This window comes from Rubritalea marina DSM 17716 (assembly GCF_000378105.1).
Classification (GTDB): Bacteria; Verrucomicrobiota; Verrucomicrobiia; order Verrucomicrobiales; family Akkermansiaceae; genus Rubritalea; species Rubritalea marina.
Genome location: NZ_KB899252.1, coordinates 1 through 12975, shown reverse-complemented (window position 1 = coordinate 12975; position 12975 = coordinate 1). Strand labels below are relative to the sequence as shown.

Genomic DNA, 12975 nt, shown 5'->3' with positions numbered 1-12975 from the left:
GGCTTTTTTGTTCTATGAGGTTGGCTCAGTCGAGTCCCATGATTTCGGAGCGCTCGGCTGCAGCAGTGAGGTGATTCTCAAGGGCTGTCTGAGCAGCCTTTCCATCACTATTGATGAGGGCGGTGATGATCGCTTCGTGCTCTTCGATGGTGTCGACGCGCATTCCCTCGGTGGCTGCCATGTGGGCCAAGCCGATATGCTTTTGGTAATGTGAGTAGAGTGCTTTGCCAATCATGCTGATGAAGGCATTGTTGCAGGACTCGAGGATTTGAATGTGAAACTGTGAGTCCAACTCACCAAATTCTAGATCGTTGGATGTGATGCGCATTTTGCCGATCAACTCGTTAAGTCTTTCGATACGCGTCGCTTTGTTGCGCTTGCTGTGAGCTAGTCTGTTGAGAGCGGCTCCCTCGATGAGGATGCGGAATTCGATCAAGTCGTTGGAGGCTTTTTCATCGGATACCAAACTTGAGTATGCTGCGACAGCCTTGGAGACCATTTCGAGGTTGCCGCTGGCCACATAGCTACCACTGCCATTGATGGTCTCGATGAGTCCGCGGCCACGTAACTCACGCAGAGCTTCGCGCAGGGCGGTGCGGCTGACGCCGAACTCATCGCAAAGCTTCCCTTCTGAGGGGAGTTTCTGGCCTTCTTCAAGCTCACCCGAGAGGATCTTTCGCTCCAAAGCGGATTCCACCCCTTCGCTTTGTGGAGACTGGCTTGTGATCGATGGTCTTCCTGCTTTGCTCATAGATACCTTTCAATACCCTATACTGAATGTCTGTACAAGCAGCGCTTGTGACTCTGACGGGAAATGCATGGCTTTTGCTATTCTGGTGACCAGTATGCTCGGCTAACAGCCTAAGCCTAGGGGGGCAGGAATTTTCAGAAATTGGATTGACCAAGGTCATTCTGTAATACAGCTTTGGGCGCTACCATGATAGATAGTCACCACCATCTCTGGAATTACACCGAAGAAGAATTTTCCTGGATTGAAGCTGAGCATGTGCGTCGAAGCTTTCTAGCTCCTGAATTGGACACGTTATTGGAGGAGAATCAAGTCGATGGAGCGGTGGCCGTGCAGGCGCGCTGTTGTCTTGAAGAGAATGATTTTCTTTTGCAGCAGGCGGATCAGAGCAGCAAAATCAAGGGTGTGGTTGGTTGGGCCGATCTGAAGGCGGCTGATGTGTCAGAGCAGCTCGCTGCTTATGCAGGTGATCCCCGCTTTGTGGGGGTGCGCGAGATCACTCAAGGCGCCGCTGATGAAGAATATTTAAGCAATCCAGACTTTGACCGTGGAGTGCGTGCTCTTGGTGAGAAGGGTTTGGTCTACGATGTCTTGATTTTCCAGAATCAATTGGACGTGGCAACGGCATTCATTGATCGGCATCCAGAGCAGCAATTTGTCCTCGATCATGGCGCAAAGCCTGAAATTCGTGCGGCATCCTTTCCCGACGCTTGGGAAGCGGGGATCCGCGACCTGGCGAAGCGCGAGCATCTTGTTTGTAAAATTTCTGGCCTCGTGACAGAGGTGCGTGATGCGAGTTGGGACGAGACGCTGATGCGCCGATACCTGGAGGTCTTGCTCGAGTCCTTTGGTCCGCAGCGCCTGATGTTTGGGTCCGACTGGCCAGTGAGCTTGATGGCGAGCTCCTACAAAAAGTGGAAAGATTGTGTGACGGAGTTTAGTTCCTCACTCAGTATAGATGAACAAGAGGCAATTCACACTGAGACTGCCACAAAGATTTACCGATTAACTCAATAAATACGCATTGATATGAAAACTGCTGTAGTAACTGGCGCTGGTTCCGGAATTGGCCAGGCCATCGCCTTGAAACTTGCCGAAGAGGGCAATCACCTAGCGATTCTTGACTTCAACACCGAAGCTGGTGAACAAACTGCCGAGATGATTCGTAAGGCTGGAGGCACTGCTGAGGTGATCCAGTGTGACGTGTCATCTACGGATTCTGTAGAGGCTGCTTTCGAACAACTTGAGCGCGTCGATATCTTGGTGAACAATGCTGGCATTGCCGCCGTGGGCAACGTGGAGGTTTGTGGTCCTGAGGAGCTCGATAAAGTATACGGTGTCAATGTGAAGGGTGTTTACCATTGCTGTCACTTCGCTGTACCCAAAATGCTGCAACAGGGTGGCGGTGCGATCCTCAACCTGGCCTCCATCGCGAGCAAGATCGGCATTCTCGATCGCTTTGCCTACTCGATGTCCAAAGGTGCCGCTTATTCAATGACCATGTCAGTGGCGCGCGACTATGTTGACAAAGGCATCCGCTGCAACTGCATCTGCCCAGCCCGTGTTCTCACGCCTTTTGTAGAGGGCTTCCTCGAGAAGAATTACTCCGAAGAAGAGCGTCCACAGGTGAAGCAAACACTCAGCGAGTACCAACCCATTGGCCGCATGGGCACACCTGATGAGGTGGCCGAGCTAGCCGCCTTCTTGTGTTCCGACAAAGCATCCTTTATCACTGGATCCGCCTACGACATCGACGGTGGAGTCACGCTGTTGCGCTAAGCTGCCAATTCTTACTTTTAACTTCTTACTGATTACTTACTAAATGAAACTCACACGATTCATCCAAAACGACAAAGTCACCCCTGGGGTCTTTGCAGACGACAACACGATCCTTGATTGCTCCAGCTTCGGCGAAGATTGGAATGAAGGGTTCTTCGAAAATGACGGTCTCGAGCGCCTCAAGGCATTCGTCGCTAGCAATGAACTTCCGTCAGTGGAGGCGTCATCAGTGACACTTGCTCCTGCGATTGCTCGCCCTTCAAAGATCGTATGCATTGGGCTCAACTACGCGCTGCACGCCAAGGAATCTGGCATGGAGCCACCAAGTGAGCCCGTGGTCTTCTTTAAGTCCACGTCCGCGTGGTCTGGCCCGAACGACACCATCGTGATCCCACGCAAGTCGGAGAAGACTGACTGGGAGGTAGAGCTTGCTGTCGTGATCGGTAAGAAAGCGAAGTATGTTTCCGAGGAAGATGCCTTGGACTACGTGGCTGGCTACGCTGTACATAACGATTATTCTGAGCGTGCATGGCAGATCGAGATGGGTGGCCAATGGGTGAAGGGGAAGTCTGCAGACACCTACGCACCATTTGGTCCTTACGTGGCGACGACTGACGAAGTGCCAGATCCAAACGAGCTCAAGCTTTGGTTGAGTGTCAATGGTGAGAAGCTTCAAGACAGCACCACGGCGGACTTTATCTTCAATGTTCAGCACGTGATTTCCTACCTTTCAGAGTTCATGACCTTGCTTCCAGGCGATGTTATTTCTACGGGAACTCCAGCCGGTGTTGGACTCGGCTTTGACCCACCACGCTACCTCAAGGAAGGTGATGTGGTTGAGCTTGGCATCGATAAGCTCGGTACTCAGAAGCAAGTAGCGTCAAAGGAGCGCTAATCGCTCACCGCGGGCTCAGCGCCCAATCATGATCAACAACACCAAATCGGGGGCGCATTGCTCCCCTCATTTCCTATGACTACTCTCCAACTCGACCCAAGGGACAATGTGCTCGTGGCGCTCACTGACCTCGCAGCCGGCGATACTGTACAGCACGGTGGCCAAAGCATCGCGCTCCGTACGGAGGTCAATGCAAAGCACAAATTTCCGATCCAGGATCTGAAGGCGGGTGACAAAGTCACTATGTACGGTGTGCTTGTGGGCACTGTATCAGAAGACGTGCCTGCGGGGACCTTGCTGCACACGCACAATCTACACCATGCCGCTGACCCATTCGGGATCGACCTCTACGAAGAGGGGAGTTTTGAATGGAGCACCAAGCCAGATGTGAGCGCCTTTGAAGGACGCACCTTCCAGGGCTTTCACCGTGAGGACGGATCGGTTGGTACTGCCAACTATTGGTTGGTGATCCCGATGGTTTTTTGTGAGAACCGCAACCTTCGCATGCTCCAGAATGCTTTGCTGAAGCCACTGGGCTACGGCAAGTCTGAGAAGTATGAAGATTTTGCTGAGCGCTTGGCTGCTGCTGAAGCAGCGGGGCAAGCACTGGCTGAAGTGAGCTTTGAGTCAGAGGAATCTGTACTTGCGCAGCGACTTTTCCCGAATGTCGATGGCATCAAGTTTCTCGCGCATTCCATGGGCTGTGGTTCGGATCGTGGCGATTCCGACTCACTCTGCCGCTTGCTAGCCGGCTACGCCACGCACCCGAATGTGGCTGGAGTCACGGTGCTTTCTCTTGGTTGTCAGCACGCTCAGGTATCCATTCTCAAAGAGGAAATGCAGAAGCGTTGTCCATCATTCAATCGTCCGCTTCAGGTGTTCGAGCAACAAGCGTACCCATCGGAGGAGGTGCTGCTCGAGGATGCCATGCGCCAGATCTTTGCGGGACTCACCCAGGTGAATCGACAAACGCGTGAAGAGGCTCCGATCACCAAGCTTTCCGTGGGCATGGAATGTGGCGGCTCCGATGGCTTTTCTGGAATTTCAGCGAATCCAGCGATTGGCCATGTCACTGACGTGCTCAGCATGCTGAATGGCCGCGCTGTTCTCTCAGAGTTCCCAGAGCTCTGTGGTGTTGAGGCTGACTTGATTCGTCGTTGTCAGACGCAGGTGGAGGCCAAGCGTTTTATCCAGATCATGGAAGACTACAACGCCCGAGCAGAAGCGATCGGCTCAGGGTTCTCGATGAACCCGAGCCCAGGTAACATTACTGACGGCTTGATTACTGATGCGATTAAATCCGCTGGGGCGGCGAAGAAGGGCGGCACTGCTCCTGTCGTGGATGTGCTCGACTACACCGAACCATTGCGCCGCGATGGCCTCAGCCTCGTGTGCACTCCAGGCAATGATGTGGAATCTACCACGGCCATGACTGGCTCAGGCTGCAATGTGATCCTCTTTTCTACCGGGCTGGGGACCCCTACGGGCAACCCGATTTGTCCCGTGATCAAGGTGGCATCCAATACCACCACCGCTGAGCGCCACCCAGACCTGATCGATTACAATGCTGGTACTGTGATCGAAGGGAAAGAAAGTATCCAAGAGGCTGGTAACAGACTCTTAGAGATGATCCTCGAAGTGGCCAGTGGCAATCACACCACCAAGGCTGTCGGACTCGGGCAAGACGACTTCATCCCGTGGCGACGTGGCGTTTCCCTCTAAATCCCACGATTTGAAAATCGAAATTGCCAAGCTCCTCACACTTGGTTATCTAACATTCACCTACCTAAAACCAAACCATACTTATGACTAAAAAGCCCGTTGTACCTAAAGAGTACTTGATCCCCTTCATCCTTGTCACCACGCTCTTCGCGCTGTGGGGCTTTGCGAACGACATCACGAACCCGATGGTGAAGGTCTTTTCTAAGATTCTCGACATGAGCGCCTTTGAAGGATCGCTGGTGCAAGCAGCCTTCTATGGTGGGTATTGTTTCATGGCTTTGCCAGCAGCGATTTTCATCACCCGTTTTTCCTACAGAGCGGGCATACTTACTGGCCTTACTTTATACGCTGTTGGGTGCTTGTTGTTCATCCCGGCGAGTATCACTCTGAGCTTCGCGCCATTCCTTGCGTGTTTCTTCATCATGACTTGCGGACTATCCTTCCTCGAGACATCTGCGAACCCATACATTATGTCCATGGGCGAAGACGAGACCGCCACTCGCCGTCTCAACTTAGCACAGGCATTCAACCCAATGGGGGCGCTCACCGGCATGTTCGTGGCAAAGACCTTCATCATGAGCAAAATTGACAGCCGTACCCAAGAAGAGCGTGCTGCCCTTCCTGAAGCTGAGATTGAAGCGATCGTGCAGTCGGATCTTGCGATCCTTCGAGCACCGTATGTGACTCTCGGTATTGTGGTGCTAGTGGTGCTCGTCGTCTTCGCTATTGTGAAGCTGCCTGTTCACCAACGCGATAAGTCTGGTGGTTTGCAATTGGGAGCTACCTTTGGGCGCTTGTTCAAGAATATGCGTTGGATAGGCGGCGTGGTTGCTCAGGCCTTCTATGTGGGTGCGCAGATCATGTGTTGGACCTTCATCATCCACTATGGCACAGAGGTGTTCATGGCTGAGGGCATGGCTGAGCAAGAAGCAGAGTCGCTTTCTCAGAACTTCAACATTGCTGCGATGTGTCTTTTCCTCACATCACGCTTTGTGTGTACCTTCCTTCTCAAATTCTTCACCCCTGGCAAGCTGCTCACCGTGCTTGCGCTCGGCGGCATGGCGACCATTCTAGGAACCATCTACCTCGAAGGACGCGCTGGCATCTATTGCTTGGTGGCTACATCTGGCTGCATGGCGTTGATGTTCCCCACAATCTACGGTATCGCGCTGGAAGGTCTGAAAGAAGATGCGAAGCTTGGCTCCGCCGGCTTGATCATGGCAATTGGTGGTGGCTGTCTCATGCCGCCGCTACAAGGCGCGATTATTGATTCAAGCGGGGTAAACGTTTCCTTCTACCTACCGTTTATTTGCTTTGTGGTGATTGCCATTTATGGCTTCCTCTGCCGCAAGCCTAGGCTACAGGCTAGCTAGATCTCAGGCCCTAAAAACTACACAGATATACAAATGAATCGTATATTAAGAATGATCGTGGTGGCTCTAGGGCTTCTGTTCACATCAGGCATGGCATCTGCTTCTCTGAAGCCAGGTGAGATTCTCCTGCGTGGCAAGCTTGTCGAGTTCGACAAAAAGAAGAAGGAAATTGTGTTTCACACTGCCAAGCACGGCAAAGATCTCGTCTTCAAATTTGAGGGTCGCAAGGGGCCGCTTATTCTTTTCAATGAGAAAAAAATAAGCATCCGTCGCTACCAGTCAAAACAAGATGAGATGTACCACGAGGCCGTGCTTGTCTACCAACCACTCAATGAGTACGACAAAACCAATGTGGACATGGTCGGCTATGTGGTGCGTATGATTGGCGCATGCGATGAAGAATTTCACGCGTACAAGACACAAACTGATAAATCGGAACGCTAGCGTGCGTTAACCATTAGGTAGACCTTTCGTATTCTAAGGGATACTTGTGCTTGCGCGTTACGAAAATATCCTACAATCTGCAGCATTATTCACCTATTCAACCCAAACTATCCAAAACCAATGAACCAATTATTCAAAGTATTGATGATCTCGCTAGGTCTTCTCTTGAGCACTGGCGTTGCCTCAGCCTCACTCAAACCAGGTGAAATCCTCCTCAAAGGAAAGCTTGTCGACTATGACCGCAAAGCCAAAGAACTGACCTTCTATGTCGAGAAGCTCGACAGGGAGCTCACCTTTGCCTTCGAGACCCGCAAGGGGCCACACATCACCTACAACATCAAAGAGTATAGCATCAAGCGTTACCAGTCGAAGCAGGACAAGATGCTTTTCGAAGCGATTGTCGTCTACCAGCCGCTCAGCGAGTACGACAAAACCAACGTCGACATGAAAGGCTATGTGGTTCGAACCCTTGGTGGTCGAGACAAAGAGTTTCACGATAAACTCACCAAGCCAGAGAAGTCGAAGCGCTAATTGGATCTCTACACACTCTCTGAAGTGCCTCACTGATGATGTGGGTGTTTCAGTCACTGCCCAACCCAAGCCACTCTAATAACCATGCAACATTTATTCAAAGCCATGCTGGTAGCTCTGAGCTGCCTTTTCCTCTGCGGCACCGCCTCCGCGTCACTCAAGCCGGGGGAAATTCGCCTGATTGGAAAACTTGTCGATTTCGATAAGAAAAAGAAGGAGGTTACCTTCTACTGCAACAAGCGTAAAGCTGAAGTCACGATTGCATTTGAGACCCGCAAAGGTCCAATCATTCTCTTCAACCACAAAAAGGCTAGTATTCGTAAGTATGAATCGAAGGAAGACGAGCTCTACCGTCAGGCCTTGGTCGTCTACCAGCCTCTCAAGGACTACGATAAAAAGAATGTAGAAATGAAAGGTTATGTCGCTCGCTTACTCTCAGGAATGGATAAAGAATTCCATGACGAGCTAACGCAGCGAGAGCCATCCAAGCGTTAAAGATCATCTGCCCAGAAGCTTTTGAGAATTTCAGCTTGTTGGGAGTACTTTCTATTGGCTATGATCTAGGCTCATTGATTCACCCCTCGATTATGCAAAATAAGATTATTCCAACGATTGCCGGTATCGCGTTCGTCATGAGCGCGTCAGTTTCTGAAGCATCCCGCCAGCCAGGCGAAGTCGTGCTTCAAGGAAAGTTAGTAAGCTATGACGCTGATGCCAAAGAGTTGAGCTTCTACTCCAACAAAGTTAAAAAAGAACTCACCTTCAAATTTGATAAGCCAACGGGCCCGACGCTACGCTTCAACGAAGAAACCCTCAGTTCGGAGGACTATCTCGCAAAACGCGACACCATGCTGCATCAGATTGTTTTGATCTACCAACCGATCAGTGAATTTGATGAAGAGAATACTGACTATAGTGGCTATGTGGTGCGCTATGTAGGCGCCGTCGACAAAGCGTTTCACCTCAAACGCCTCGAAAATCAACAAAGCTCTAAAAAATAAGACTCTTACCTATTCATTACGCCCCATACCATGATGAACCGATACTTCAGCATTCTCGTCGCCGTATTCACAATGATTGGCGGCAGCCAATTCGCCTCAGCTTCACTCAAGCCGGGCGAAGTCTCCGTCAACGGCAAGATCAAAGAAATTGACCGCCGCAAACAGCAGGTGGTGATGGTCGTCAATAAAACCGGTAAAGAGGTCACCGTGCCTTTCGAAAAGAAGAAGGTCACGATTCACTACAATGAGAAGAAGATCAGCCGCACCCGCTACCTCTCCAAAGGCGACGACATGCACATCCAGTTCATGATCGTCTACCAGCCGCTCAGCGAGTTTACCAAAGGCAACGATAGCTTCGAAGGCTACGTCGTCCGTTACATTGGTGGCTTCGATAAGGAATACCTCGACTCCAAAAAGGGAGAAAAGTCTGAGCGCTAATCCCCTGATGCATCAACAATCACTCGAAAGCCTCCGCTGTATTCACAGCTGAGGCTTTTTGGCTTAGGTGAGCTACCAATCCTGGTAGAGGGGCTGGAGTGTATGATTTTTTCTGGAACTTTCGCGAGCATGCTGTCATGATTGTTAGGCTTGGCTAAGGCTGTTTCTATTTATGAGAATTGCAATTGATGTGCGCAGAGAACCCAACTCAGGGGTGGGGCGAGTAGCAGAGACTCTCGCAAAGAGGCTGGCGCCTAGACTTGCGGGCGAGCATCAAGTGGAGCTACTGGTGTCGAAGGAGACTGAGGCCCGCTCCAGCAATCCGAAGCTCACGGTGCTGCATGAGATGTCTCACAGCCGTGAGGGTAGCACGCGCCTCAGCCACTTTTTCCACGAAAACCAGATCGATCTTTTCATCAATCCCAACACCTCGTGGATCCCCAAGGGCAACACACCCACCATCAATATGGTGCACGATAGCTGGATGCTCCTGAACCCGCATTGGATGCCCAGTCTCGATGAGTTTTCCGAGCGTTTTAAGGTCCGGAGTAAAGACATCAAAGGTGCCATCGAGCAGATGTTTCAGTCGATCCACATTGATCGTGTTTTCACCGAGTTTGGGGCCGATTTGTATCATTCCTCGGAGAGTCAGAGCCACCAAGTCGCCTTGATGCAGTACGCGCTGATCATGCGTTTTTCAGCTGGAATCGTCTGCGTCTCCGATGCGGTACAGCGTGATATCTTGAGTATCTATCAGCCACCGCAGAGCATCACCACCATCCACAACATGGTGGAACATTACGCTCCATCGACGGACCGAGAGCCCCGGATGTTTCTATGTCTTTCTAAACTGGAAAAACGCAAGAACCTCGACCTCTTGCTCGATGGCTACGCCGTGTACTGCCAACTCGCTGATCAGGCGCTGCCTCTCGTGATTGCCGGGACGCAAGGATACGCTTCCTACCGCCAAAAAATCCTCACAAAAATCGCTGAAATGACGCGCGCTGGGCTGGATGTGAACTACATTGGCCCGGTCGAGTCGCAGCACATCCCCGGCGTCTTTGGAAAGTCTTGCGCCGTGGTAGTCACCTCAGCGGCAGAAGGCTTTGGTTTGCCAGCTCTAGAGGCGATGATGGCGGAAGTTCCGGTGCTCTCGACACCGGTGGGACTCATTGAGCCATACAGCGACCATCACATCAGCTTAGACTCACACTGCCCCAGCGCGCTTGGAGCTTCAATGCTCGGGGTCCAACAATCACAACCTAGTCAGGCATCGCTCAAGCAAGCGAAGCGCCAGCTAGCCGATGGTTTCTCAGCTGAGGCAATCTGCCAACAATGGCTAGATTATATCAATCGCTTCCCCGCGGCTGCGTGGTAGTCCCACCAGGAATCGAACCTGGATCCTCGGCTCCGGAAACCGATGTATGCATATGGTGACAGGCTCGAATGCCAGAATTTTCAGGCACAGTTTATGAAAGACTTGGATCAGGTAAATAGTCTTGACCAGATCAAGTGGATTTTCGAGCCTGCCAAAAATCCTACTGGGAAAGCTGGAACTTCATTCAAGGATGCAATGATGCAACAAATCGATGAGTTACCGGTGACCGATGATATGGCCGAGAAGTTCCTAAAGAAATCAGATGTATCTGCCGCTGACTTGAAGATGGTTTTGGAAGTGAAATTTGATGATATATTTAAAAGATAATGAAAGTAATCGATGAAGTGAGCAGCTGCTCTGGACTCAAATCGCTGGAAAACGCTCTGGTGAAGCGTATCGAAGATATAGTTTATGTTGACGATTTTCAAGTGCGGGAGGTAACTGGGGTGAGTCGCATTTACCCTTTCAAAAATAATCTTTATTTCAGTTTGAAGTCTACACTTTATGAAATTGAGAGCGGTTCTTCTGAGATTCATCCAGTATTTCGATCTGACGGATACGATAACTTATATCGATTAACTGATTTTACATATTTGTGCTTTAAGCGTGTCTCTAGGGATGTTCTTAAGTATGTGATAATAGATCAAAATCACAATGTACTGTGGGGAGTTGAAGGGGATCGTTTTGCTCAAGTGTATTCAGACAGAGTTCTTCTCTCACCTAGATTCATAGACACAGAATTCTGGCTTCACGACCAGCATGGGAAAGAGTTGTTCCATCACCAGTTGCCTAAGGGATTCTCTTTTGCTGATATTAAGGTGATGGACGATGTACTCTTCATTAGGTCCAATAAGGGCGTTAATGAAGTTCAAAATCTAAAAGGCTTAGACGCTAACACTGGTGAATTGATATGGGAAAAGGAGTATAGACTTTCCGAATTCAGCGTTGCCTACAACCTACATCAAGGAATGTACTACGGTCTTAATGATAGGGATTTTCAAATTCTGAATCCAGTCACGGGTGAGTTTGTCGCTAATACCTCTGTGGACGGAATGTTCCCCAAAGGTGTCTCACCAGAGGTTCCTCTTCAGTCGATTCACGAGGGTAAGCTATGGTTTGTGAGTGGTCGTGGTTCAGATGCCTGCTTTGGCTGCTTTGATATTGAGACCCAGAGCTTAGATTTTATACAACAGCAGCCTCTGGAAGGTGATGACATTTTCGATGCCCCAGTATTCCACCAGGGGAAGTTGTACCTTAGAAGTAAGTTTGAAAATTTACTCTATATTTTAGAATAGTATTCATATTTCAATAATACATATGGTGAAGAATACATATGTCAATGCATATGGTGACAGGCTCGAATGCCACACCCGAATGCCATGTACAGATGGATCAACGAAGTACAATAAAGTGCGGGCTGATGGTTACAAAATCACTGGCGAAGATGGTAAATTCAACTATAGAATAGCGCAACGATGAGAACTAAAGAGAAGGATCTAGAGCATTTTAAAAAATTTATTACCGAGTGTGATTGGTTTATTGAGACATTCAAAGAGAGTTTGATAAAGCCTGATGCAGAACAAGGTGAAGTTAATAATGCCTCCAGAGCATTACTGAAGTACTCATTCATGAAAATGAATGCTCAGTACTCCAGTGGAGCAGACTTGGAGCCGTTTAAAGAGGACTTGGTGGTGATGCTGGATCTGATGGAGCAGTACTTTGCTGGTGGGCACAATAAATTTGGTCGAGGCAAAGAACCTGACATTCATACCTACAATATTGACATATTCGATCAGCTCTTGTGGACGCTTTCGATCGCATTCATGCTAGGACTTCCAGAAGCTGAATTCCAAAAGTTCGCCAAGGTCTTGGAAATTGATCAGGTGGAAGATAAGCTCTTCAATTTCATCCTAGCTGCCGCCATCGAAGACCGCGGCTACGATCCTGAAATGCAGGAGAGTCACATCACTAAAATCCGCCAAACATTGAAAACTGCTTTCACCGCAGAGCCAGAGGAAGCACAAAAAATCGTCAAACAATACATCAGCCCTGTATGGATGCGCGAGCACCGCAGCGCTGGTTGGTATGGCACCCACAAAGGGCCAGGCTATTCCGGCTATTGGTGCTACGAAGCCGCCGCTGTCACCTGCATTCTTGGCCTAGATGATTCCTTCTACCGAGATCACAAGTATTACCCCAAGGATCTCGTGGATTACTACCGCGCCAATCACTAGTTGGTTTATGTGCACATGGGGACAGGCTTCATGCACATAGTGCTAGGCTCGGTAGTACTCAGATGAGCTTATTCAAACAATATATGGCTGGTATTTCTATCAGCCTAGTAATGAGGGTAGATCCACACTAAAAGCTATAGTTAGCCTGAAACCCAAGTAGAAGCTCATTTTCTCGCATCGACTCCGCTCTACTGAGTGGCTTGTATGCATATGGTGACAGGCTCGAATGCCACACCCGAATGCCATGTACAGATGGATCAACGAAGTACAATCAAGTGGGGGCTAATGGTTACAAAATCACTGGCGAAGATGGTAAATTTCAACTATAGACAACCTAGAAGATGAGAACACAAGAAAAAGATCGAGAGCATTTCAGGGCTTTGATAGCTCAAAACGACAAATCTCTTGAGAGGTTTAGAGCGTGGATGATAG

The 12975-nt window shown here is 49.8% G+C and carries 15 protein-coding genes; 14 read left to right on the top strand and 1 reads right to left on the bottom strand.

What is annotated here, in order from left to right; genetic code table 11:
* Window positions 1–25 precede the first annotated feature (25 nt).
* Window positions 26–751, bottom strand: coding sequence for a FadR/GntR family transcriptional regulator (locus tag F454_RS0105810; protein WP_018969692.1), 726 nt, complete (start codon window positions 749–751; stop codon window positions 26–28).
* 186 nt (window positions 752–937) lie between these two features.
* Between F454_RS0105810 and F454_RS16290 the strand changes: the two genes are divergently transcribed.
* The 14 genes from F454_RS16290 (at window position 938) to F454_RS16700 (ending at window position 12543) form a co-directional block, all read left to right on the top strand.
* Window positions 938–1765 carry an amidohydrolase family protein gene (locus F454_RS16290; protein ID WP_018969691.1) on the top strand — a complete coding sequence of 276 codons (828 nt, stop codon included), beginning with the start codon at window positions 938–940 and terminating at the stop codon, window positions 1763–1765.
* Window positions 1766–1777: 12 nt separating this feature from the next.
* The gene (locus F454_RS16285; RefSeq protein ID WP_018969690.1) at window positions 1778–2527 is read left to right on the top strand and encodes an SDR family NAD(P)-dependent oxidoreductase; all 750 of its coding nucleotides are present in this window, start codon (window positions 1778–1780) and stop codon (window positions 2525–2527) included.
* 43 nt (window positions 2528–2570) lie between these two features.
* Window positions 2571–3422, top strand: a complete 852-nt coding sequence (locus F454_RS0105795) for a fumarylacetoacetate hydrolase family protein (protein ID WP_018969689.1) — start codon at window positions 2571–2573, stop codon at window positions 3420–3422.
* Between the two features lie 75 nt (window positions 3423–3497).
* On the top strand, window positions 3498–5144 hold the full coding sequence (locus F454_RS0105790) for a UxaA family hydrolase (protein ID WP_018969688.1): 1647 nt from the start codon (window positions 3498–3500) through the stop codon (window positions 5142–5144).
* 83 nt (window positions 5145–5227) lie between these two features.
* A complete protein-coding gene (gene fucP / locus F454_RS0105785) occupies window positions 5228–6517 on the top strand; it encodes an L-fucose:H+ symporter permease (RefSeq protein ID WP_018969687.1) in 1290 nt (429 codons plus the stop codon).
* A gap of 33 nt (window positions 6518–6550) precedes the next feature.
* Window positions 6551–6961, top strand: a complete 411-nt coding sequence (locus tag F454_RS0105780; RefSeq protein WP_156817159.1) for a hypothetical protein — start codon at window positions 6551–6553, stop codon at window positions 6959–6961.
* A 120-nt stretch (window positions 6962–7081) separates the two neighbouring features.
* Window positions 7082–7492: a hypothetical protein gene (locus tag F454_RS0105775; protein ID WP_018969685.1), complete on the top strand. Its 411-nt coding sequence runs from the start codon at window positions 7082–7084 to the stop codon at window positions 7490–7492.
* 84 nt (window positions 7493–7576) lie between these two features.
* Window positions 7577–7987: a hypothetical protein gene (locus F454_RS0105770; RefSeq protein ID WP_018969684.1), complete on the top strand. Its 411-nt coding sequence runs from the start codon at window positions 7577–7579 to the stop codon at window positions 7985–7987.
* Between the two features lie 92 nt (window positions 7988–8079).
* The gene (locus tag F454_RS0105765) at window positions 8080–8493 is read left to right on the top strand and encodes a hypothetical protein (protein WP_018969683.1); all 414 of its coding nucleotides are present in this window, start codon (window positions 8080–8082) and stop codon (window positions 8491–8493) included.
* Window positions 8494–8523: 30 nt separating this feature from the next.
* Complete coding sequence (locus tag F454_RS0105760) at window positions 8524–8931, top strand: hypothetical protein (protein ID WP_026292736.1); 408 nt, start codon at window positions 8524–8526, stop codon at window positions 8929–8931.
* Window positions 8932–9103: 172 nt separating this feature from the next.
* Window positions 9104–10309: a glycosyltransferase gene (locus F454_RS0105750; RefSeq protein ID WP_018969680.1), complete on the top strand. Its 1206-nt coding sequence runs from the start codon at window positions 9104–9106 to the stop codon at window positions 10307–10309.
* A 93-nt stretch (window positions 10310–10402) separates the two neighbouring features.
* Window positions 10403–10636 carry a hypothetical protein gene (locus F454_RS0105745; RefSeq protein ID WP_240471542.1) on the top strand — a complete coding sequence of 78 codons (234 nt, stop codon included), beginning with the start codon at window positions 10403–10405 and terminating at the stop codon, window positions 10634–10636.
* A complete protein-coding gene (locus F454_RS0105740; protein ID WP_018969678.1) occupies window positions 10636–11604 on the top strand; it encodes a PQQ-binding-like beta-propeller repeat protein in 969 nt (322 codons plus the stop codon). The genes F454_RS0105745 and F454_RS0105740 overlap by 1 nt, the downstream gene beginning before the upstream one ends.
* Window positions 11605–11784: 180 nt before the next feature.
* On the top strand, window positions 11785–12543 hold the full coding sequence (locus tag F454_RS16700; protein ID WP_018969676.1) for a PoNe immunity protein domain-containing protein: 759 nt from the start codon (window positions 11785–11787) through the stop codon (window positions 12541–12543).
* Window positions 12544–12975 lie beyond the last annotated feature (432 nt).